This is a genomic window from Pontibacter sp. HSC-14F20, assembly GCF_019599265.1.
Taxonomy (GTDB): Bacteria; Bacteroidota; Bacteroidia; order Cytophagales; family Hymenobacteraceae; genus Pontibacter.
In genome coordinates this window covers 77459-100575 of the sequence record NZ_JAHZTC010000005.1, presented here as the reverse complement: position 1 = coordinate 100575, position 23117 = coordinate 77459, and the positions used below count along the sequence as shown (strand labels likewise).

The window sequence follows — 23117 nt, the reverse complement described above, 5'->3', positions numbered from 1 at the left end:
TGCCAACCTTGACAAGGTACCAATTGGATTTTACTATACCTATACCTTAATTCAACTATATTTTTGAACTTTATCACTGCGTATTTGTGCTTATTTGATAACAACCAGAGTCACATGCCGTAAGTTCTGAAATGTTTTACCTATAAGTTTTATAGTCCTATGTTTTATCATGATAACAAACTTCAGTACAGAGTAAGAGTAGAAAAGCCGAATCCCGCCTTCGCCAGAATGCTGCAACAGGCTATTGGAGGCATCGAAGGGGAGATACGCGTTTGTATGCAGTACCTGTTCCAGGGCTGGAATAGCAGGGGGCCTGCAAAGTATCGTGACATGTTGCTGGAAACCGGTACAGAGGAAATTGCGCACATTGAGATGCTGGCAACAGCCGTAGCACTTAACCTGGAAGGAGCCCCTTTGTCTTTAAAGGAAGAAATGGCCAAAGATAAAGCGATTGGGGCCGTTATGGGAGGTATGAACCCGCAACATATACTTTCGGCAGGTCTGGGAGCTATGGCTGTAGACAGTAACGGTAACCCGTTCAATGGCTCCTGGATCGTGAGCAGCGGTAACATTGCAGCTGATATGTATGCTAATGTAATGGCAGAGTCTACTGGCCGCGTGCTGGCCACCAGGCTGTGGGAGGCAACCGATGATCCGGGCATGAAGGATATGCTGTCTTTCCTGATCGCCCGCGACACCATGCACCAGAACCAGTGGCTGGCGGTGCTGGAAGAACTAGGCGGTCTGGGAGGTGTTCATCCAATTCCAAACAGCTTCCCGCAGGCTGAGGAAAACCAGCAGTTCAACTATGCTTTTGTGAGCACAGCAATTAACGGGGCGCCGCCTGCTGAGGGCAGATGGTCTCAGGGAACCTCCATGGATGGCAAAGGTGAGTTTAAGCTGGTGCCGGCAGAGCCGCAAGGTGGTGAGCCGCAACTCAGCCCACCAGATCCAAGAGGGCACGCACAAGTAGAGCAGATGGACGGAAAGGCAGGAATTATCAATAAGATAAAGGGCGCATTTTAGGTTTCTGCTGAGCAGTAGAGGAAGGAGCGGGTACAGGTTTTATACTTGTGCCCGCTTCAACTTTTAAAAGAGGTTCATCTGTATACCTGCTCTGGTACAGAAGTGCTTATTGTTGTAGGGTTTCATGCTGCGGCCTGCCATGTAGCGGTTGCGGCTCATCCGAAAAAGTTTGCTGATGGCCTCGGCAAATTTGCCTTCGCCGCGCATCCGTGTACCGAAGCGACTGTCGTTAAGTTGGCCTCCATGGCAGTCAGCAATCTGGCTCAGTACTTTGTCGGCGCGGTCGGGAAAAGCTTCTCTTATCCAGTCTTCGAAGATGGGGCCAATGCTGCCATTGAGTCGCACGATGGTATAGGCTGCACTACTGGCGCCCGCCCCGGCAGCACTTTTGATGATGGCCGGAATTTCGGAGTCGTTGAGACCAGGTATAATGGGCGCCACCATCACATTGACAGGTATACCGACCTCCGCCAGTTGCTTGACCACCTGCAGGCGTCTGGCTCCCGTGGCGGTGCGGGGTTCCAGCTTCTGGCGCAGCTTCTCATCGAGGGTCGTGATGCTGATGTTCACGTGCACCAGATCCAGTTTGCTGAGCTGCTGCAAGAGGTCGAGGTCACGCAAAATAAGGGCATTCTTGGTGATGATACTGACCGGGTGGCGGTATTCCAACAACACCTCCAGCATGCGGCGGGTGAGTTTTTTCTTTGCCTCAATGGGCTGGTAACAGTCGGTATTACCTGCCAGCATGATAGGCATCACCTGCCAGTTCTTGCTTTCCAGTTGCCGGGCCAGCACCTCCGGGGCATTCTCTTTGATGATGATCTTGCGCTCAAAATCCAGCCCGGCGCCATAGCCCCAATACTGGTGCGTGTTGCGGGCATAGCAGTACACGCAGCCGTGCTCGCAGCCCTGATACGGGTTCATGGAGTAGGATAAACCCAGGTCCGGACTATCGATCTTGTTTACAATTTTCTTAGGGTGTTCGGCAAAAAATTCGGTTTTGCTGTTAGAAAGCATCGTCTCGTCCAGCCCCTCGATGTGCTCAGCCACGTACTCCTGCTTCAGAAAGGGGTTGGCGGGGTTGTACTGTGCGCCGCGGCCTTTCAAAAATTCTTTTGCTTTCATATGTCTAAATGTTGTTTATTGAGCTTAGCCGGCGTTTGAGGCAGTCTGTCTATACCTGCCAGCTTTGCGTGTTTTACCATACCTCCAACAGTTCCTTCAACTTTGTGGTATAGCAGCGTGACTTCTTCTCGCACTTCAGTTGCCAAGGCCGGGTGGTGCCCTGGGCAGCACAGGTAACCGTGTCGCGGCCCCATACATTGTTAAGTTTGTCGAGGGTCTGCATCAGGCGCTGGTGTTTATCGCGGTCTAGGGTGTCAAGCAGGCTAGTCTGTACCTGGTTCTGTGGCCGTAGCTCCGACACAATCACACCGCTCTTCTTGTAGCGGTAGCCTTCGCGGTAGAGCGTCTGCAGCGCCAGGTTAGCGTACTGCACCAGTTCGAGTGTGCTGTCGGTGGCGGTAGGCAGGGCGATGGTTTTGCTATTGAAGTATTGCGAATCCGTTTCCCGGAAAGGATTCGTTTCCAGAAACACCGTGATGGCTCCTGCACAGCTTTTCTGGCGTCGCAGCTTGGCGGCACAGCGCGAAGCATAGTTAGCCGTAGCTTCTTTGAGTTGTGATAAGTCTGTAACAGGAGCCCCAAATGAGCGGGAAGTGCAGATGTGCTGCTTGTTGGGTGCTACCATCTCAAGATCCTGACAGGGCTCACCGCGTAACTCCTGCACGGTGCGCAGGCCCACCACGGTTAGGTGCTTTTTTGCGAAGGCATCGGAGGCGTTGCGTAGGTCCAAGGCGGTGTGTATGCCAAAGGGGGCCAGCTTATGGACGTATCGTCTTCCCACGCCCCACACGTCGCCCACTTCTGTGCGCCGCAATGCCTCCTGTATGTGCCGCTCGTCGGTCAGCACCAGCACGCCATCTGCCTTCTTCGATTTTTTAGAGAGCCGATTGGCTAGCTTGGCCAGTGTTTTGGTCGGGGCTACACCCACCGACACCGGTATACCTGTCCAGGCTTTCACGGTATAGCGTAGCTCCCCGGCATACTGGTTCAGGTCACGGCCGTAGAAGTTGCCCAGGTCGAGGAAAGCTTCGTCAATGGAGTATACCTCCAGGTTCGGCGTAAACTGCCGAAGCGTTTGCATGACACGCGCCGACATGTCGCCATACAAGGTGTAGTTACTGCTGAAAACGTGTACGTTATGCTGCTTGATTATATCCTTTGCTTTAAAGGCAGGTTCACCCATTCTGATGCCCAGCGCCTTGGCCTCGTTAGACCTGGCGATGATACAGCCGTCGTTATTGGATAGCACTACAATGGGCTGGCCTTCCAGCTTCGGGTCAAATACCCGCTCGCAGGAGGCGTAGAAGTTGTTGCAGTCTACAAGAGCGAAAAGACTAGTCATGGCTGCTGTTTACTTTATGAAGCGACCACACCACCACACCCCAGGATCTGAAGTCCATTGCTTCGGTGATTTCCATAGACGGAAACTGCTCATTGGCCGGTTGCAGGTATTTCTTCCCCCCTTTATGCAAGAGTCTCTTTACAGTGAACTCACCATCCACCACCGCAATGATAATGTGCCCATGGCCCGGTTTCAGGGAGCGGTCTACGACTATGATGTCGTCGTTGTGCAGACGAGCATCACGCATCGACTCGCCTCGCACCCGCACCAAGAATGTGGCTGTGGGGTTATGAATGAGCAATTTCTCCAGGTTGATCTTGTCTTCCAGGTAATCTTCGGCTGGAGAGGGGAATCCTGCCGCCACGTAGCTCTGGCTGAACGGAAGCTCTAACAGGTCAGGTAAGTGCAGATGCACTATTTCCAGGGTATCGGGGAGGGTGTCCAGGGTATATGCTTTTTCCATAGTGTTGTCTGTTTTGTCTCTTTTGCAACATCGCCTCAAATATAGGCTTTGCTAATATATTTGGCAATATATACTAAAAATTTTAGTTTTTAGTTTTCTGGGAAGATAAACCTTGAAGAGAAGCAAGAGTACAGATAGGTGAAAAATTAATGCAAGCGCATGGAAGCGAGCATTTTTTGCGGGATACAAGCCAGCGGGAAATCTACTTTTTATAAGAAACATTTTTTCAACACCTATGTGCGCATCAGCCTGGATTTGCTACGCAGACGCCATCGGGAGAATCTTTTTCTGAAAAGCTGTCTGAAGACCCAAATGCGCTTTGTGGTAGATAACACCAATCCCAGCGTGGAGGAGAGGGTAAAATATATTGAACTGGCCAAAGCTGCCAGGTATGAGGTAGTAGGCTATTACTTTGAAACGGAGGTGGAGCGCAACAGCCAGCGCGTTGGCCGGCATTAGATACCAGAACGGGGTCTTTAGGGCACCTACAAGTGCCTCGTGCGCCCTACATTGGACGAGGGCTTCGACAGGCTATACCTGGTGCGCCTGCAGCAGGACGGAAGCTATATTATTACACCTCTGCACGCTCCTGGTCCTGCTTAAAGAGGCGAAAAGGCCTTAGAAAGAAGAAGGAATGCATTCATTAAGAGCTTATAATACAGTTTTATAGCTATTGTTATATTATGTATTTCTACGTGCGCTTTTACGTGTTTTTTCACCGACTTAACGGCAGGAGCGCCCGTTTAAGAAACATGGCAGAAGAAGCATTACTATTCTGCTGTTTAATTATCAGTATTTTAACCTTAATAATTTGACTATGAAAAGAGCGAAGGATTTGAGATGGGGAGTATTACTGCTTTTTATGTCGCTTGCATTTTTAGCAGCCTGTGACGATGATGATGATGACAACATTGATGGACCGCGTTTGACATCGCAGGAGTTTGTGCAACGTGCTGCTGCCAGTGATATGTTTGAGATTCAGACAGGCAACATGGCACTTCAAAAATCAACGATGCAAGAAGTAAGAGATTTTGCCCAGGAGATAGTGACAGACCATACTGCTTCCAGTCAGGAACTAATGACACTGGCGCAGCAGAAGAACCTGCAGGTGCCCACTACGCTTCCGCAGGAAAAGCAGGCTATTGTAACCCGACTGGACGGTAAAACAGACACTCCGTTCGATAAGGACTTTGCCGATGTGCAGGAAGATGCGCATGAAGAAGCAGTAGAGCTATATGAACAGGCCGTTGAGGATCTGGAGGATACAGAGTTGCGAGCCTTTGCTCAAAAAATACTGCCTAAGCTGCGCATGCACCTGGAGCATGCCCGTGAGCTGGACGATATGACGGACGCTCTGTAAGGTATAATGAATCTTGCTGTAAAGCCCCCGTTTAACTGACGGGGGCTTTTTTTAAGTGATTGAAGACCAGGCTTTTTGATATAGTTGTATAAATTATTGATAGAGGTGAAGGTGCCATGTTTTCAACATCTTCAGTCTGGCGAATGCCTTATGAAACGCAAAAGAAACCGCCGCGTGCAGGCAGATTTTAATAGCGAGAAGAAGGTGCATATTTATGCTTAGTGGCGGCGCAGTATGTGGGACAAACCCTTATTTTTGGGAAAACTTATACCTGTATGATACAACGCAGCACACGACTTGATGCGGTTCATTACGAACTGTGCGGGCCCATTTACGAGAAGGCAAAAGAACTGGAGTTGGAGGGGTATCGCATCACAAAGCTGAACATCGGCAATCCGGCGCCCTTTGGCTTTGGCGCACCCGAAGCAGTCACCCGAAGCATTATGGATAACCTGCGCCATGCCCAAGGTTATGCAGACCACAAAGGTATTCTGCCTGCCCGCGAGGCGATCCGGGATTACTACACAGCAAAAGGTATAGCCGGCATTCACACCGATGATATTTCGATTGGCAACGGGGTGAGTGAGCTGATTCTGCATGCGGTGCAGGGCCTGCTTAACCATGGCGATGAGGTACTGGTTCCTTCGCCCGACTATCCGCTCTGGACGGCAGCCGTACGCTTTTCGGGCGGCAAAGCCGTGCACTACCTCTGCGACGAAGCCTCCGACTGGAATCCCGACCTGAGCGACATCAAAAGCAAGATCACGAGCCGCACCAAGGCCATTGTTATTATCAATCCCAACAATCCGACTGGCGCGGTATACGCCCCGGAACTGCTGCAGGAGCTAGTAGAGCTGGCAGCCGCACACAATCTGGTGGTATTCTCAGACGAGATATATGATAAGATTCTGTACGATGAAGTGGAGTACCGCTCTACGGCCACTTTTTCAGACGAGGTGTTAACGGTGACTTTCAGCGGACTTTCCAAAAATTACCTGGCGGCCGGTTTCCGGGCAGGCTGGATGTTGGTGAGCGGCAATAAAGCTAAAGCCAGGAGCTATAGTGATGGGCTGAACACGCTGGCCAGCCTGCGGGTGTGCAGCAATGTACCGGCGCAGTACGGCATACAGGCGGCTTTGGAGGGGTACCAGGAGATGCAGGATCTGGTATTGCCAACCGGCAGGCTACGGCAGCAGCGGGATAGCTGTTATGAAAAACTGACGGCTATACCTGGCATTACCTGCGTGAAGCCAAAAGGTGCCTTTTACCTGTTTCCGAAGATCGATGTGAAGAAGTATGCTATTGCCGACGACCAGGCTTTTGTGCTGGACTTTCTGCAGGAGCAACACGTGCTGCTGGTGCAGGGGAGCGGCTTTAACTGGCAGCAGCCGGACCACTTTCGCATTGTATACCTGCCGGAGCTACAGGAGTTAAGCCAGACCATGGACAAGCTCGCGCTGTTTCTGCAAAACTACAAGGGAACAGGTATAGCAGCTCCGTGGCAGTTAACGGAGTTGCTGTAGGTATAGCTAATTGGAATAAAGCAGAAAAGGCTCCCGCTAAAGGAGCCTTTTCTGCTTTATAGGATTAACTGTCAGGTATAGCGCTCACGCTGCAGGTATAGCAAAGTACAGCGCGAAGGTAACCATCAGGTATAGGCTTACTCTACCAGGCAGGCTTCCTGCTGATAAGCTTTCAGGTCCTCGAGTAGCGGGATCAGGCGATCGATCGTTACGTGGTCCATCACCACTACCTTGTACCAATTGGCGTCATAGTGATTGTCCGGCACAAGGCCATATTTGCTGGCAATGCCTTTGTTGAGGTGCTCGCTCCGGATCGTGATGATGTTGGAGTGCGGGTTGCGGTAATAGGTTATACCTGCCTTATCGAGTTCAGCGGCCAGCCAGGCGGCACGGTTGAGCAGGGTAGTGGTTTTCTCCTCCCAGCCGTAGCGGCCGTAAGTCATCAGGATCATCCAGACGGCAATGGCATTGGCGCCGGAGCGACTGCCAATCAGCGTAAAATCCTCTCCCTCCACGTAGCTAGCCTCCTTGGTGTTGGCGTGTTGCATAAAGCCTTTCCGGATCAGGAAGATGCCCGTGCCATAAGGTGCCTGCACCATCTTGTGCGCATCCAATGTCACAGAAGTGATGTACTTATTCTGGAAATTAAGCGCATTGCCCGGATTGGTGAAAGGATAGATGAAGCCCCCAAAAGCCGCATCCACATGGATCATGAACTGGCTCTTGCTTGCTTCAAGTGCTGCTGCATATACCTCAACGTTGTCCACTGATCCAAACATAGTTGTCATCATGTTGGCTATCACAATAAAGTGGCTTTTGCCCTTCGCTTTCTGGGCAGCGATTACCTCCTGCAAGTGGGCCTCGTCAATGGCACGTGTGTCATCGTCCACCTGCACGGTAGCGATGTCGAGGTCGAAGACGTTGGCAGCTTTGCTCATGGAGTAGTGGCTGTCGCGGGAGCACAGAATGCAGATGCTCCCGTTGCGCACGCCGTCGCGGTTGCGTAAGTAATTGCGGTAGATCCAGATGGCCTGCAGGTTGGCTTCGGTACCGCCGGCTGCCACATAGCCGTCGCAGCTGCCGGGCTCGGCTTTCAGGATCTGCTCAGCACACAGGCCGATCAGTTCGCGCTCGATCTGGTGCGTGCCCCTGAAAAAAGATTCGGAAGCGCCCAGGGTATGGCAGCCAATGTGGTTTGGGTTATGGATGAGCGCTGTCAGGAAAGGGGCGTCTTTCAGAAAAGGCGCATCCTGGTAAAATACTTTATTGTCGAGATGGGAGCCAGGTATACCCAGTATATTCTCGTCATAGAAATTTACGTTCTCTTCCAGGGCGTTGAGCACGATGGTCCGGATCGTTTCTTTATTCAATTTAGTCCACGGTTGCATACTCGTAAGCAGGTTTAATAGTAAATGACAAGGCTATGCCGGTACGGGGCTACCCTGTTGTAAAGGCAGCAAATATACGACATTCAACAGACAAACTCCTCGCGGGGTAACGCCGGTCTCTCCCTTGCCGACTGCGATTTACGAGCTTGTACAGCTGAAAACAATGACTTACATCATGGTGTTGGTAATAAAAATTACTGAAAATAAAATTGGGAATTAAAATGGGCAGTGCTTTACTTTGTGCTATTAAAGTAAAGCTATTGCATGTTGTCTCAAGCCTATACCTGTAAGAAAGGGTCTATGGCGTTCGGTATGGCTTTGTTTTCAGGTATAATGGCCGGCTTTGTAGCGGTTCACAGCCGGGCGGACCTGCTGACAGGTATATACAGGTATAGGGCGGGTATCCGCGTGTGCCTGAACGGATTGAGAACAGCATCCAGCTGAAAAACAAATGGAATTTGGACGGCGAAAACCGGAATACGAAGGGATGAAATTCTGAAAACATCCGAACTTTGAGCACAGCTTGCTTGAAGGTAATAACCCAATGATCAAAAAAGATTTAAATCCATGAGAACACAGAACAAAGAAACACAGGCAGAACTGACCCCGCAGCGTGCTAAAGAGATTCTGTTGGAAGGCAACAAGCGCTTTGTAAGCAACCTGAAAGTAAACCGCAACCTGCTGCAGCAGGTCAACGAAACGTCAGCCGACCAGTTTCCGTTTGCCATCGTATTGAGCTGCATCGACTCGCGTACATCGGCTGAGCTAATCTTCGACCAGGGGCTGGGGGACATTTTCAGCACACGCGTTGCCGGCAATATCGTAAACGAAGACATCCTGGGTAGCATGGAGTTTGCCTGCAAGGTGGCTGGTTCCAAGTTGATTGTGGTGTTGGGGCACAGCCGGTGCGGCGCTATAAAAGGAGCCTGCGACCACGTAGAAATGGGCAACCTGAGCACACTGCTGCACAAGATCGAGCCCGCTGTAAATGCTGTGGAGTATGCCGGAGAAAGAAGCTCTAAAAACAGCGAGTTTGTAGAGAGAGTGGCCGAAACCAACGTGGTGTGGGCCGTAGGAGAGATAAAGAAAAACAGCCCGATCCTTCGGGAAATGATAGAAAAGGGCGAAATTGGTATTGTAGGCGGGATGTACGACGTGGAAACCGGCGTGGTGAACTTCTACGATAACGTTGAAAACATGACTGAAGCACTTCATGAAGAACTTGCTGGCAAATATTAAGATCAAAGTAGAAGAGAAGGTATACCTCAAAGATCCGGAAGGTTCTGAGAAAGGGCGTGATATCGTCAGAAACGGTACGCTCCTGATCGATGAACTGGGACTGGAGGCCTTCACCTTTAAGAAACTGGCTGAGCGCATCAACAGTACGGAGGCAACCATATACAGGTACTTTGAAAGCAAGCACATGCTGCTCTCATACCTGATCTCCTGGTACTGGAACTGGCTCGAGTACAGGTTGGTCTTCGCCATTAACAACATCGACTCACCTGAGGAACGCCTGCGCATAGCAATTCGCATTTTGGCGGGCCAGATCGAGAACGACCTGGAGTTTGAGCACATGGACGAGGTAACCCTGCAGCGCATTGTGGTGGCTGAATCGGCCAAAGCTTACCTCACCAAGGCGGTGGACGCTAATAACAAGGAGGGTTTCTTTTTGAGCTACAAGCGCCTCTGCAAGCGCATAGCCGACATCGTGCACGAGATCAACCCGGATTATAAGTACCCGGCCACCTTGGTCTCTACCGTAGCCGAAAGTGCGCATTACCAGCATTTTTTTGCGCTTCATCTGCCCTCGCTCACTAACATAAACGAAGATGGCAACGGGCAACTGGAAGATTTCCTGACGCACCTGGTGTTCAAGGCCATCGAAAAGTAGACAGCCTCGCTATGCTGCTGAAAAGGATGATACCGGCAACTGAGTCGGTATCATCCTTTTCTGTTTAGGCGGCCTGTTGTAAATAAAACATAACCCCCCGAGCCGGTTTTGCATACACTAATAGGTATAACAAGCAGAGCCTATGAAAACCAGAAGCATTTTATTGAAAAGCCGTCCGCAGGGCATGCCCACGGAGGATAACTTTGAGTTTAAAGAAGAAGAACTTCCCGACTTGCAGCAAGATGAACTGCTGCTCAGGTCGCTCTATGTGTCAGTTGACCCCTACATGCGCGGCCGCATGAGCGATGCCAAATCCTATGTGGCGCCCTACAAGCTGAACGAGCCCATTGCAGGAGGCGTGGTGGCGGAAGTTGTGGAAAGTCGCAACGGCAGGTATAAGGCAGGTGATGTCGTGTTGGGAAATCTTCCCTGGCAGACCTACAGCATCTCCGAGGGCAAAGGCCTTAGTCCGCTGGACCCCCATCTGGCGCCGCTGAGCTACCACTTAGGTATACTGGGCATGCCGGGCATGACGGCCTATTGCGGTTTGATGTATATCGGTGAGCCAAAGGAAGGGGAGACCGTGGTGGTATCTGGCGCGGCGGGTGCGGTAGGGACCGTAGTCGGGCAGATCGCTAAACTGAAAGGCTGCCGCGTGGTAGGTATAGCCGGCTCCGACGACAAGATAGATTACCTCAAGAGCGAGCTTGGCTTTGACGAGGCCATCAACTACAAAACTACTTCCAACATGCGCGAAGCTTTGACAACTGCCTGCCCTGGTGGCGTGGACATCTACTTCGATAATGTGGGTGGGGAGATTTCAGATGCCGTGTATAGCCTGTTAAACAAATTCGCCCGCATTGCGGTTTGCGGACAGATCGCGCTTTACAATGCCACCTCACTTCCGACTGGTCCGCGTGTGGAGCCTATTCTGCTCAAAATGAGTGCTTTGATGAAGGGCTTTATTGTGAGTGACTATGCCGCACGCTTCCCGGAAGCGGCAACTGAGCTGGCAAACTGGCTAAAAGCTGGTAAATTGCAGTACGAAGAGCATATTCTGGAGGGCTTCGATCAACTGCCACAGGCCTTCTTCGGCTTGTTCAGAGGTGAGAACACGGGCAAGCTGCTTGTGAAAGTGGCAGATTATAACACCAATTAATTAGCAGATTTTAATTTATGAACAATTTCACTTTTTATAATCCCGTTAAGATCCTGTTCGGAAAGAGGCAGATTGCAGCCCTGGCCACTGAAGTGCCGGCTAATGCACGCGTGCTGATGGCTTATGGCGGCGGGAGTATTAAGAAAAACGGGGTGTACGATCAGGTGATGGAGGCCTTGAAGGGTCACAAAGTGGTGGAGTTTGGCGGCATCGAGCCCAACCCACGCTACGAAACCCTGATGCAGGCGGTAGATCTGGCAAGACGCGAGCAAGTGGATTACATATTGGCCGTGGGTGGCGGCTCTGTCATCGACGGGGTTAAATTCATCGCAGCGGCTATACCTTTCGAGGGCGGCGATCCCTGGAAAATATGTTCTGAAAAAGCGCCCGTGACCAAAGCCATCCCTTTTGGTGCCGTGCTGACCTTACCGGCCACAGGTTCTGAGATGAACTCCGGTTCTGTGATCACACGGGAAGAAACCAGGCAGAAACTCTCATTCGGCTCGCCGCTTACGTTTCCTAAGTTTTCCATCCTCGATCCGGAAACCACTTTCTCGCTGCCTTTGCGCCAGCTCAGCAATGGTGTGGTAGACGCCTTCACGCACGTGCTGGAGCAGTACCTGACCTATCCGGTCAATGCGCCGCTGCAGGACCGTCTGGCGGAATCCATTCTGATCACGCTGAAGGAGGAGGGGCCGAAAGCACTGCAAAACCCAACCGATTATGACACGGCTGCCAACATCATGTGGTGCGCGACTATGGCACTCAACGGGGTAATCCGGGTAGGCGTCCCGACCGACTGGGCCACGCACATGATCGGCCACGAACTGACTGCCCTGCATGGTATCGACCATGCACGCACCCTGGCCATTGTGTTACCGTCGCTGTTGCGCTACAAGCGCGATACGAAGAGAGAAAAGCTGCTGCAGTATGGTGAGCGGGTATGGGGCATTTGCCAGGGCAGTGAGGATGAGCGCATCGAAGCCACCGTGCAGGCCACCGTCGATTTCTTTGAATCGCTGGGTATCCGAACCAGACTCAAGGACTACGAGGTAGACAATAGCACGATCCAGCAAATTGTGAAGCGTTTTGAGGAGCGTGGTGTGAAGAATCTGGGAGAGCGAGCCGATATTCAGGTGCCGGATGTGGAGCAGATCCTCACCATGAGCCTGTAGCAGGTATAGGTATACAGTCTAAAAAGAAAGAGCGCCTTTGTTTTTGCAGAGGCGCTCTTATGGTTTTATAGCAAAGCATACAGGCTTAGGCGGCAATTTGCGGGCTTTTCTCTTGTTCTGCTTCCTCAAAAGACTTAGCCTTGGCAAAAAGCGAGTCGAGGCGGAGGAGGCGGAACATGCGCTCTGTGGTAGCATTCATATCGCAGAGTACCACCTTTACATCCTGTTTTCGGATCTTGAGCAGTTCGCTTACAAATGAACAAATGCTGCTGTTGGTCAGGTGCAACCGGTCTACGTGCGAGCAGTCAATCCAAAGTTCTTTCTTATTATCAGTTGGCGCCCCGGCAATTGCCTGCCGGATCTGATCGATTGCCTGCTGCTTTATAAGGCCCTTTACAAAAAAGATATGGCGATTCTGGTGCGAGGTGTGGTTGGTTATTTCCATGGCGACGTCCCTTAAAAAGATTTAAAAAATAAAGGAGGGTGCTTTAATAGCGGGAGAGTCCTTTATTAAATTCCATAAAATTTAAAACAAGCTACTGGGTGATTATTGTATTTTTAAAGTACGAGGTTATTGGTATATAGTTATTTTGTTTTCAATTAAATTAGCTAATCAATCAAATAGCTCTTTTTTATTGGGCTAAAGCTTACGGTTGCTTATAAAAGAATGCAGCCGTAATAGGATTCATCCTGTGCGACTTTGTTTTGGCAGATTATTGTTAAAATGAAAAAACAGTGTAGTCTTTGGATGCAGACCGCTAAGAAAGTTGCCTGACCATGCGCAGCTGTTTCTGAAGGGGCGGTTTGGTAATCAGGTATAAGAACATACTATTTTTAGTATATTGATAGGGAATTGACCCCACCCCTATGCTGAAACAACTACTGCTGCTTGCCTTTATTTTCTTGTATTCCGTGCCTGCCTTCGCGCAGGGGCGTTTGGCTAACTCTCAGCTGCGAAGCCCTTATACCTACATCTACAAAATTACCGACGAGCAGGCCCTCAGGATTTATGAAAAGGGGCCGGACGTGGTGAAAAACAGCTTCTTCCACACCGTCATCGATTCATTTGCGATCAACAAGTCCTATACCAAGCCGCTGCCTCATGGCCACTACCTCTACATGCACGCCCAAGGTCCTGACCTGGTTTACTGGCTCGAGACAAAGAGCCAACTGCAGGCGAAGCTGCTGCATCTGCAACCGGAGCTTGCCCTCTTGGTGCACGACAGTCTGGGACAACTGGTAAGGGATGCAACAATAATGGCCGGAGATAAGCGCGTGCCCTTCGATAGCAAAACAAACACTTACCGGCTGAAGAAAGGACCCAAGAAGGGTATTGTCAGCGTAAGTCACCAGGGCCATACCTTTTATGAAGAACTCGCCTCGCAGTACGAATTTTACAAACCGAAGTGGTGGCAACGACTGATCAACACCTGGCCGATGCGCTATACCTGGCAGCCCTTTCGGGATATGTACAGAACCATACAATGGGGGCAACCGGAAGGCTGGATCCACAGTGTGGCTGCTATTTTTGACGAAGACTATCGCCGCGAGAAACCTGAAAAATACAAAGGGTATCTGGTCACCAATAAACCGCTATACCAGCCCGGCGATACGGTCAGGTATAAAGCCTATGTGGTGAACAGGAATGGCAAGCCCGTGCCGTACAAGGCGCAGCTGGTGCTATATGGTTATGATAGCAAGCGTAAAAAACTGGGAGAACTCGATCCTTACCGTAAGGGTGCATACGAAGGCTGGTTTGTGTTGCACGACAGCCTGAACCTGCGGCTGGATGCCAGCTATAACTTGCTACTGGAAAGAACCAATAAGCGGGAAGATGTGCTGGTACGCCACTCGTTCACCTACGAAGACTATGAACTAAAGGAAAATAAGTATACCCTGCGACTGGCGCACGAAGAGCACCAGGCCGGTGTGGAGAACCAGGTGCATGTGCGCGGCACCGACGCCAACGGACTCAATCTGCTCGACGCCCGAGTGGAGGTTGTGGTGCTCACCCGGCAGGTGTTCGGGTCACGGGAGCAGCAGGTGTTTGTGCCGGATACGCTCTGGAAGCACAGTCAGCCACTGGAAGCTACCGGTGAAACAAGCATTTCCATACCTGCCACTTCTTTCCCGACAGCCTCCCTGCGCTATCAGGTGAGGGCTGATTTTCTGAACAGCAGCAACGAACGCAGTTTCCAGTCCTGCCAGGCCAGCTATACCTATACCCCGGGGCAGCTGAAACTCTCCCTCTCGCAGGACAGTCTGCTGGCTCAGTATCTGGAAGGCGACAAGCCTGTACCGCAAAAGGCACAGCTCATTGCCGTAGACGCAAATGGCAACAAAGTGCTGGAGCAGCAGGTGCAACTGCCTTCCCGTTTGCCTGTGAACCCTTACATGCGACGTTACATTCTGCAGACCCCGGAGCAGGAGGCATCACTTGCTCTCAATACCGAAAATGCACAACTACAGGCCTATACCGACCGCAGCAAGGACTCGCTTTACTTTGTGCTCGACAACCCGCGCAAGCTGCCTTACTGGTTCTTTGTGTACCGGGGCGATAAGCTGGTGGAGCAGGGCAAAGGGCAGGAGCGGGACTTCCGCTATACCCGGGCACTGCGCGGCGATGCTCCTTATTTTGTGACGATGCGCTACATGTGGGGCGGTGAGATCCGGTCGGATGAAAAAGTGGCTCCGCACCGCAGGTATACCCTGAACCTGGAGGTGGAAGCGCCACAGGTGGTCTACCCGGGGCAACAGAGCAACCTGACCGTGACCGTGCTTGACGCCAAAGGCAAGCCGGTACCCAACGCCGACCTCACGGCCTATGCCATCACCTCTAAGTTCACGGCACAAGGCGTGCCCACGCTGCCCTCCTGGGACAGGTATAAAGGCCGCAAGCCGTACCAGAAACTGAAGCTGAACAACGATACCAAAGCTTCCTCGCAGCTGATGGACTGGCAGGTATGGAGCCGCCGCATGGGGCTGGACAGCATGGCTTACTACAATTTCCTATACCCGAAGCAGGGCATCTTTACAGAATACAGCCTCTCCCGCGACAGCCTCACGCAATTCTCGCCTTTTGTAGTGGACTCCGGCCGGGTGGTGCCGGTGCATGTGGTATACCTGGATCGGGTGCCGGTGTATTTCTCCGGGACGGATGTGATGCCCGCCTATTCCTTTGCAGCAGACAGCGGCTATCATACCATCATGATGCGCACCACTGACAAGCTGATCAAACTGGACAGCGTATACCTGCGTCCTTATCACAAACTGGTGCTGAGTGCTGACATTACAAAGTCTGATGTACCCTATGCGGCAAAAGCTGAAAAAGAAAACGTGCTCTCAACCCGGGAGCGCAACAACCTGCACGGCTACCTGCTGCAGGTGGAGCAGAACTTCGACAGCGATCTGGCTTACCTGAAGCAGGGCCGCCGGGTGCTAGGCATTCAGGACAACCCTGCCCGGAACAACCATTATTACTCGGCTACAAAGTCTCTGCTGGCGGGGCCGTTCTCGCCGGGCTATCTGCAGTTTACAAGGTATAACCGCTTCAACACCACCTTCGATATGGAGCCGGGCTATACCTATACCTTTGAGCGGGAGCTGCTCAGAATGCGTGAGCGTCAGCTCCTGCCCGAGCATGTTCATCTTGGCAACTGGAACAAGCAGGAGCGCAATCCGGTGCCACTTTATGATAAAGCCTCAACTGAACAGCACCTGCAGCAGGAGTGGGAGGAATTGAACCGGGAATTCTGGTTACAGAAAGCCTTAGGCAATAATCCGCGCTACGACGACTACCTCCCCAAAGGCCGCGTAGGCTGGCGACTCGACAACGCCTTCACACAAAGGCCCGCCATTGCTGTGCTGCACAAGGCCGGCCAACCCGATTCTGCCCGACTCTACAGCGGCAACACACTGCTGGTGTCAGGTATACCGATTGGCAAATACCAGCTAACACTGCTGTTCCCGGACAGCAGCTACGTTACTACTGACCTGCAGGTGCAGGCAAACGGACAGGTGCAGCTATACCTGCAACCAGCCGCTCAGAAAAAGGCCGACAGCTCTAGCCAGACGCTGCAGCAGTTGATCAACAGAAGAATCAGAGAAGCTCAGCGTGGGGTGAGTATCGAGGTGCAGCAGCAGGTGATCCGGCAGATGCGCAATGACAACTATACCTCTGGTCTGAATGAATACAGCACCACCGTATCAGGCATCGTCGTGGATGCAGGGTCAGGTGAGCCGCTGCCGGGTGTGGCCGTGTTGGTGAAGGGAACACACATCGGGACGGCTACCGATGCGAACGGCTATTACCAGCTTGGTGTGCCTTCTAATGCTGTGCTGGTGTTTAGATACATCGGCTATGCCGGTACTGAACTGCCTGTTGATGGGCGACGAATCCTGGATGCCAGCCTGCAGGTGAATATACAGGAATTGCAGGAAGTAGTGGTGGTAGGCTATGGGGCGCAGGAAAAGAAAAGTATGACATACGCTGCTGCTACTGTAGTGGAGGGAAGTGCAACGGGGATACGCATCAGAGGCAATGCCTCCATCCAAAGCGCCAGTTCGCCGCTTATTATAGTGAACGGCATGCCTTACGGCGGTAAACTATCCGACCTGGATCCGGCTCTGATCGCTTCGATGACGAAGCTGGATGCTGCGGCTGGAATGGCGATTTATGGTTCCGTAGCAGCGGGTGGTGTGATCATCATCGGTGGCAAAACTGGTCCTGAGGGGCTAACCGCGGAACTGCCGGTAGATGAGGCGGGTGCCATCCGCGAGAACTTCTCGGACTTTGCCTTCTGGCAGCCACGCCTACTCACCGATCGCAAGGGCCAGGCTACCTTCCCGGTCACTTTCCCGGGCGATATCACCAGCTGGAACACCTATGTATTAGGTATGGACGGCAGGAAACGCACGGGCATCTACAGCACCAGCATCAAGTCCTTTAAGGCGATGATAGCCACGCTGGCGATGCCGCGCTTTCTGGTGGAGGGCGACAAAACGCAGGTCATCGGCAAGGCGCTCAATTACCTGCCGGACTCTTCCAACATCATCACACGCTTTGAAGTGGCAGGGAAGCAGGAACGTGAAAGCCAGATTTTGCTCAAGCGCGCCTATACCGATACCCTCACTTTTACGGCTCCGTCTGTGGCTCCTGACTCAGTGGAAGTGCTCTTTGCCCTGCGGTCAGCTGAAGGTATGGCCGATGGTGAGCGGCGTCACATCCGGGTATACCCAAAAGGCACTGAAGAAACTAGCGGCCACTTTCTGGCTTTGCACGCTGACACGACTTTGACGCTGGACTTCGACCCGGCCAAAGGCCCTGTGAAGCTGCACGCAAAAGGCAATCTGCTGGAGGTGATGCTCGAGGAAATCGACTACCTGCATAGATATGAATACTGGTGCAGCGAGCAGGCAGCCTCCAAACTCAAGGCGCTACTGCTGGAGAAACGCATACGAGAGCAGCTAGGCGAAAAATTCACACACGAACGTATGGTTCGCCGCCTGGTACGTCATCTCGAAAAGACACAGTTGCCGGAAGGTGCCTGGACCTGGTGGCAGTCCGGTCCGGCCTATACCTGGATCACAAGCCACGTGGTAGAAGCGCTGTCGCTGGCTAAAGCGGAAGGCTACGCCCCGAAATATGACGAGCAGAAACTGCACAATTTTATGGTCTACCGGCTGGAACAGGCCCGCTTCACGGACAAACTGCTGATGCTCGAAACGCTGCACAAGCTGCAAGCCAAGGTCGACTATACCCGCTACGTGCAAGAGCTTTCGAAGCGGGAGGGCTTATCTTCAGAAGAACAGCTGCGCCTCACGCGCATGCGGCAGTTGCTCAAACTGGAGGCCCCACTCGATACGTTGCAGAAATATAAGAAAGTAACCACACTCGGAGGTCTGCACTGGGGCGAGAACAGGTATAGCCTCTTCAACAACCACATTTCCAACACGCTTTTGGCCTATGACATTCTGAAAGCAGCCGGTGGTCATGAGCAGGAACTGGCCAGCATCCGTGCCTATTTATTGAGCGAGCGCCGTAGCGGTCACTGGCGCAATACTTATGAGTCGGCCCGCATACTGGAAACGCTGCTGCCTGACCTGCTCAATAAGAAAGAAAGCGATCAGCCACTCCAAAACACCCTGCAGCTGACGGGGCCTTTGCGTCTGGAAGTAAGTAAATTTCCGGTAGATACCACGTTCCTGCCGGGCCAGCCGTTGGTCATCCGCAAAACCGGTAAGTTGCCGCTATACCTGACTGCCTACCAGACCCACTGGAACGCCAGCCCGGAGCCGGTACAGAAAGACTTTGTAGTAAAAACCTCCTTTAAAGGTATAGTAAACCAAGTCGTTTTAACAGCTGGCAAGCCAATCGAACTGGTAGTGGAGGTAGAAGCCAAAGCCGATGCCGATTATGTACTGATTGAAGTGCCTATACCTGCCGGCTGCTCTTACGATGAAAAAACGGGCAGGGGATCTTACGAGGTTCACCGGGAATATTTCCGGCACAAAGTCGCCATTTTCGCTGACCGTCTGCCTAAAGGCAGGCATACCTATACCATTAAGCTATTGCCACGCTACAGCGGCGTGTACACAGTTAATCCTGCTAGGGTAGAGCTAATGTATTTTCCGGTGTTTTATGGCCGAACCGGGCTGAAGGAGGTTAGAATCAAATAAGTTAAACAAATACGCTGCAATGGCTTGTTCTTTTTCGGGATAAGGCAAGTTTTGATTAGGTCTTTTGGGAATACAAGTAGCTAGTTATGAAGATCTTATCATTTATAAATGCTTTATTCAGGCTCTGAAAAAGGCATTTTAAGGTACTATTAATATATTGTTAAATATTTTTACAACAATTATTGTGATTTAGATTTAAGTCGCCTAAATTGCACTATGCTGTTTAAGATTAAACACATAAGCAATCTATACCTGACAACAAAAACACGAAACCTGATTTGAACTAAAATGTGTACTTTTCGGCTTTATACCCTAAATGGTACACTTCCTGGGAAGAATCAGAACCAACATTTAACTTTTAGCCAATGTTAGATATCATCAATTTTATTGCGCTTGCCGGCATTTTTAACATTTGTTTTTTCTGGTACGCATCTACCAAAATGAGAACAAAGCCTGATCCGGTGAAGACGCTTGTTGTGTCTTTTGTATTCTCTATCCCACTCAGTTTTTTGTTGATCGCCGTTTATACTACCATGCTGCTTTATGCGGCTAAGATCGGCGCCAGCGAAGATGCCATGTGGGAATACATGGAGCAGGAAGAATTGCAGTAGTACTACAGGTATAGCTTCGGCTGACCTGATAGCTTAAACGCATTGCGGGCACTTGCCAAAAGCAGGTGCCCGCAATGCGTTTAAGGTTTATTGTAGCGCAAGTGCTTTACCTCCGGGAGATGGGGCTTATGCGTTCTGCTACCAGGATCCTTTCAGGATGACAAAAAAGTTAAGTGTATAGTGAAGGAGCTTGTAAAGCCTAACTCAAAATCCGTAACTCGTCGCGCTTGATGAGCGGAGAGCCTGCATAGCGGTCTTCCCGTGGTCCATTTTCCAGCTTCAGCACTCCACGCGGACAAACGTGCGCACAAATGCCGCAGCCTACACACGAAGCCCGGATGATCGGTTCGCCCTGCTGCGCATACCAACGCACATCAATGCCCATTTCGCAGTATGTAGAACAGTTGCCGCAGGAAATGCACTGTCCGCCATTAGTACTGATGCGGAAGCGGGAAAAGTGCTTTTGCAGCAGGCCCAGGTACGCTGCCATCGGGCAGCCAAAACGGCACCACACCCGGTTGCCCATCAGCGGGTAGAAGCCCACGCCAACCACACCCGAGAACATGGCCCCGATAAAAAAGCCATAGGTACTGGCAAAGCCTCCGGATAAATCACCCAGCAAACGGCCTTCACTCCACGAGTTAATCCAGAGAAAAAGCGTTGTAAGAATGACAAAACCCAGAATCGGGTAGATGATGGCCACTTCCCAGCGCCAGGCTTTGCGGCTTTTGTCGGAGAGGTGCCGGTAGGGGTCGCCGGCAGTTTCGGCCAGTCCGCCGCAGCCGCATACCCAGGAGCAGTACCAGCGCTTGCCATAAAAATAAGTGAGTACCGGCGTAGCCAGAAAAGAGAAAACCGCTCCCCAGAACACCATAAACACACCCAAAGCGGCTCCGTCGCGCACCAGATAATCCACAGTGCCCGGGAAAAGATAATCGTACTTGAGCGGCCAGAAATAACTGAAGTAGTATTCCGGTTTGTTGAGCATGAGCAGCAGGCCCGGCAGCAGAAAAGCAAAACCCAGCTGGAAAAACATCACCGAGATGGTGCGGATAATGTGGTAGCGGCTGGAGCGGTATTTGAGCAGGGCAAATACACCCATAATGAGTACAGCCAGGGTATAGAAAGTACCATACAGGAACCACTGGTCGCTGGGGCGGTTGCGCAGCCACTGGCTCAGCGGCTCCATTGCCTGAATCAAGCCTTGCAGCGTGTTCGGAAACCAGTAGAGCAGCACGTAAAAGCCGGTAAGTACAAAGCCGATGACCCAGGCTGAAGCCCCGCGGGAAGTAGCCTCTTTTTGCCAAAGTCCGTGGTTCTGCTCGGCAGGAGATTTTTGTCGGCGGCTTTGCCATATGTAGAGCAAGGCTCCTGCCGTAAACACAGCAGTACCACCCAATCCGGTGAGAACAGGGGAAATATAATCAGCACCAACGGCGGCTACCAGTATACCCAACAGGCCGATGCTGATGAGAATCAGCCCAATCATTTTCAAGGGGCTTTCGGAAGCAGGAGCAGGTATAGCGGTAGTAGGCATCGTATCGGTAATTAACAGGAAGCAGAATCAGAAAACAGACCGAAACGTTTACGCAGTTCCCACCAGTTAGTGTGTTTGACGGGTGGCTGTTGGTCCGGGAAACGGGTATAGTACTGGCGCAGGAGCGCTTCTTCGTAACGCTGGAAAAACTCCGGATCGAAGTTGACGGCCGGCAGTTCCTGCATCACCTCATGCAAGGTATAGCCTTGTCCCAGCCAGTGGTGACAAAGGTCGTGGCGGTAGCGTATACCCAGCAGATTTATACCTAAGAGCCTGGCCGTGACTTTTTCATAGAGCAGGCGGATGGCCTTGGTGGCCTCTTCGTTCTGCCAGTACAGCGACTCGTGTTGCTCCGTGAAATGTGCGGGGACAGTGCCATAAGTCTGGTATTCAATGTCGAAGAACTTGGCCGAGTTGAACCACGGGCCCCGCTGGTAAGGCTTGCGGTCGCCGAGCAGGGTAAAAGCCAGCGCCTCGGCGTGCAGCCGACCGGTATACCAGAGCTGCTCCATCGTGGGCTGACCCGGCGCAGGGTTCCGGAACTGGGCACAGTCGCTGAGGGCGTATACCTCAGGCTGGCTGGTCTCGAAAAACTCATTCACCAGAATACCCCGGTCGATGTCTATACCTGCATCTTTGAGGAATTCCACAGTCGGTTTTACGCCGGTGGTGATGCCTACAAACTGGCAGGGCAACTCCTTGCCGTTGCGTGTCCGGATGGCGCGTACCTTGCCTGAAGTATCACCCAGAATTTCCTGCAGTTCTTCCTGTAGCAACAGCTCTATGCCATGGTGTTGGATATGATCGGTCACTAGTTGAGCCTCCTGCTGGGGCAGTACATTGTGCCAGTAGAGTTTATCCCGGATCAGCATGGTGACGGCAATGCCACGGCTTCGAAGCATTTCGGCCATTTCCACGCCGATCAGTCCACCACCAACGATCACTGCCTGTGCTATACCTGCCGTGTTGGTTTCCATCAGCTCCAGATCCTGCAGCGAGACAAGGCCCTGCACGCCTTGCAGTGTCTGGCCCGGCCAATTGTAGTAGGTGGCACTGGAGCCGGTAGCCAGCACCAGTTTATCGTAGTGCAAAGGATCGCCCTGGCGCAGCATCAGTTTTTTTTGGCTGATGTCTACCCGTTCCACAAAATCGTGCACGAGCTCTATTTTCTGTTCCTGCCAGTACCAATCGGCATAAGGCACAATGTCCTGAAGGCGCATGTGGCCCATGTACACATACATCAGGGCAGTGCGGGAAAAGTGCAGCCGCGATTCCGCTGACACCATAGTGATACGACAGTCACTCCCTTGCCGCACGCGCTGCGCCAAGGTGACGCCTGCAATGCCGTTGCCGATGATGACTAAGTGCTCCTGAGAATTGATTTTCTCCATTGAAAAAACGGGCGCCTTAAAGGCTATACCTATTATACCTTGCTACGGCAGGTATAGCCAAAGATACGAAAATAGACAGGCATAAAAACAGGAAAGCCGGGTCATCCCCGGCCTTCCTGTTTACAAATCTAGTTAAATATTAGCGGCTACCGGCGCTACTGCCGACATCCTGTCCGCCATCTTCTACACTTTTTCCACCCTGACGACCGCCGCTGCGTGGCTCGTTGCCCATGGCGCGACCGGCCTGGTCATTTTCCTCTGAGCGTGCAATCTGCTCTGACGGATTTTTCTGAGCCGTCGGGTGGATGTTCGGCACTTTGTTGCCTTCGTTTACTTTGTTTTTGTTCTGATCTGTATTCTGGTCTTTATTCTTATCTGCGTTCATCTTCAATCTGTTTTAAGTTTGTTGTTTTTACTCTGTATTGATGCGAAGGTTATACCTATA

Annotated in this window: 19 protein-coding genes; 11 read left to right on the top strand and 8 right to left on the bottom strand. The window is 51.7% G+C overall.

The genetic code is table 11. The features are described from left to right. Nucleotides 1-159: 159 nt before the first annotated feature. Nucleotides 160-1026 (top strand): manganese catalase family protein, encoded by an 867-nt coding sequence (locus K3G39_RS06650; protein ID WP_220625399.1) that lies wholly within the window; start codon nucleotides 160-162, stop codon nucleotides 1024-1026. A 63-nt stretch (nucleotides 1027-1089) separates the two neighbouring features. Here the strand turns inward: K3G39_RS06650 and K3G39_RS06645 are convergent, their stop codons facing one another. The 3 genes from K3G39_RS06645 to K3G39_RS06635 all read right to left on the bottom strand — a co-directional run bounded on the left by K3G39_RS06645 (nucleotide 1090) and on the right by K3G39_RS06635 (nucleotide 3956). Next, nucleotides 1090-2151 (bottom strand): PA0069 family radical SAM protein, encoded by a 1062-nt coding sequence (locus tag K3G39_RS06645; protein ID WP_220625398.1) that lies wholly within the window; start codon nucleotides 2149-2151, stop codon nucleotides 1090-1092. Nucleotides 2152-2224: 73 nt separating this feature from the next. Next, nucleotides 2225-3493, bottom strand: coding sequence for a Y-family DNA polymerase (locus tag K3G39_RS06640; protein ID WP_220625397.1), 1269 nt, complete (start codon nucleotides 3491-3493; stop codon nucleotides 2225-2227). Next, on the bottom strand, nucleotides 3486-3956 hold the full coding sequence (locus tag K3G39_RS06635; protein ID WP_220625396.1) for a LexA family transcriptional regulator: 471 nt from the start codon (nucleotides 3954-3956) through the stop codon (nucleotides 3486-3488). The genes K3G39_RS06640 and K3G39_RS06635 overlap by 8 nt, the downstream gene beginning before the upstream one ends. Nucleotides 3957-4115: 159 nt before the next feature. Between K3G39_RS06635 and K3G39_RS06630 the strand changes: the two genes are divergently transcribed. From K3G39_RS06630 to K3G39_RS06620, 3 genes are all read left to right on the top strand, one after another. Beyond that, complete coding sequence (locus K3G39_RS06630) at nucleotides 4116-4415, top strand: AAA family ATPase (RefSeq protein WP_255594081.1); 300 nt, start codon at nucleotides 4116-4118, stop codon at nucleotides 4413-4415. A gap of 358 nt (nucleotides 4416-4773) precedes the next feature. Then, nucleotides 4774-5316: a DUF4142 domain-containing protein gene (locus K3G39_RS06625; protein WP_220625395.1), complete on the top strand. Its 543-nt coding sequence runs from the start codon at nucleotides 4774-4776 to the stop codon at nucleotides 5314-5316. Nucleotides 5317-5591: 275 nt separating this feature from the next. Next, nucleotides 5592-6839: a pyridoxal phosphate-dependent aminotransferase gene (locus K3G39_RS06620; RefSeq protein ID WP_220625394.1), complete on the top strand. Its 1248-nt coding sequence runs from the start codon at nucleotides 5592-5594 to the stop codon at nucleotides 6837-6839. 137 nt (nucleotides 6840-6976) lie between these two features. Here K3G39_RS06620 and K3G39_RS06615 read toward each other — a convergent pair whose 3' ends face one another. Further along, entirely contained in the window at nucleotides 6977-8227 is a 1251-nt protein-coding gene (locus tag K3G39_RS06615; protein ID WP_220625393.1) for a pyridoxal-dependent decarboxylase, read from the bottom strand. 264 nt (nucleotides 8228-8491) lie between these two features. Between K3G39_RS06615 and K3G39_RS06610 the strand changes: the two genes are divergently transcribed. From K3G39_RS06610 to K3G39_RS06590, 5 genes are all read left to right on the top strand, one after another. Then, complete coding sequence (locus tag K3G39_RS06610) at nucleotides 8492-8671, top strand: hypothetical protein (RefSeq protein WP_220625392.1); 180 nt, start codon at nucleotides 8492-8494, stop codon at nucleotides 8669-8671. A 123-nt stretch (nucleotides 8672-8794) separates the two neighbouring features. Then, nucleotides 8795-9466, top strand: coding sequence for a carbonic anhydrase family protein (locus tag K3G39_RS06605; RefSeq protein WP_220625391.1), 672 nt, complete (start codon nucleotides 8795-8797; stop codon nucleotides 9464-9466). Next, on the top strand, nucleotides 9441-10121 hold the full coding sequence (locus tag K3G39_RS06600; protein WP_220625390.1) for a TetR/AcrR family transcriptional regulator: 681 nt from the start codon (nucleotides 9441-9443) through the stop codon (nucleotides 10119-10121). Before K3G39_RS06605 ends, K3G39_RS06600 begins: the two co-directional genes overlap by 26 nt. A 142-nt stretch (nucleotides 10122-10263) precedes the next feature. Further along, the gene (locus tag K3G39_RS06595) at nucleotides 10264-11280 is read left to right on the top strand and encodes an NADP-dependent oxidoreductase (protein WP_220625389.1); all 1017 of its coding nucleotides are present in this window, start codon (nucleotides 10264-10266) and stop codon (nucleotides 11278-11280) included. Nucleotides 11281-11297: 17 nt separating this feature from the next. Further along, the gene (locus K3G39_RS06590) at nucleotides 11298-12455 is read left to right on the top strand and encodes an iron-containing alcohol dehydrogenase (protein ID WP_220625388.1); all 1158 of its coding nucleotides are present in this window, start codon (nucleotides 11298-11300) and stop codon (nucleotides 12453-12455) included. Nucleotides 12456-12540: 85 nt separating this feature from the next. On the opposite strand, the gene K3G39_RS06585 is transcribed toward K3G39_RS06590, so the two are convergent. Then, nucleotides 12541-12900 carry an STAS domain-containing protein gene (locus K3G39_RS06585; RefSeq protein ID WP_220625387.1) on the bottom strand — a complete coding sequence of 120 codons (360 nt, stop codon included), beginning with the start codon at nucleotides 12898-12900 and terminating at the stop codon, nucleotides 12541-12543. 422 nt (nucleotides 12901-13322) lie between these two features. Here K3G39_RS06585 and K3G39_RS06580 point away from each other — a divergent pair, with 422 nt between their 5' ends. Both K3G39_RS06580 and K3G39_RS06575 read left to right on the top strand, forming a co-directional pair. Then, entirely contained in the window at nucleotides 13323-19133 is a 5811-nt protein-coding gene (locus K3G39_RS06580) for a carboxypeptidase-like regulatory domain-containing protein (protein ID WP_220625386.1), read from the top strand. Between the two features lie 440 nt (nucleotides 19134-19573). Continuing rightward, the gene (locus K3G39_RS06575; protein WP_255594079.1) at nucleotides 19574-19744 is read left to right on the top strand and encodes a hypothetical protein; all 171 of its coding nucleotides are present in this window, start codon (nucleotides 19574-19576) and stop codon (nucleotides 19742-19744) included. Between the two features lie 199 nt (nucleotides 19745-19943). Here K3G39_RS06575 and K3G39_RS06570 read toward each other — a convergent pair whose 3' ends face one another. The 3 genes from K3G39_RS06570 to K3G39_RS06560 form a co-directional block, all read right to left on the bottom strand. After that, a complete protein-coding gene (locus K3G39_RS06570; RefSeq protein ID WP_220625384.1) occupies nucleotides 19944-21281 on the bottom strand; it encodes a 4Fe-4S dicluster domain-containing protein in 1338 nt (445 codons plus the stop codon). Between the two features lie 11 nt (nucleotides 21282-21292). Next, on the bottom strand, nucleotides 21293-22672 hold the full coding sequence (locus K3G39_RS06565) for an NAD(P)/FAD-dependent oxidoreductase (protein WP_220625383.1): 1380 nt from the start codon (nucleotides 22670-22672) through the stop codon (nucleotides 21293-21295). Nucleotides 22673-22811: 139 nt separating this feature from the next. Further along, nucleotides 22812-23057 carry a hypothetical protein gene (locus K3G39_RS06560; RefSeq protein WP_220625382.1) on the bottom strand — a complete coding sequence of 82 codons (246 nt, stop codon included), beginning with the start codon at nucleotides 23055-23057 and terminating at the stop codon, nucleotides 22812-22814. Nucleotides 23058-23117: the final 60 nt, after the last annotated feature.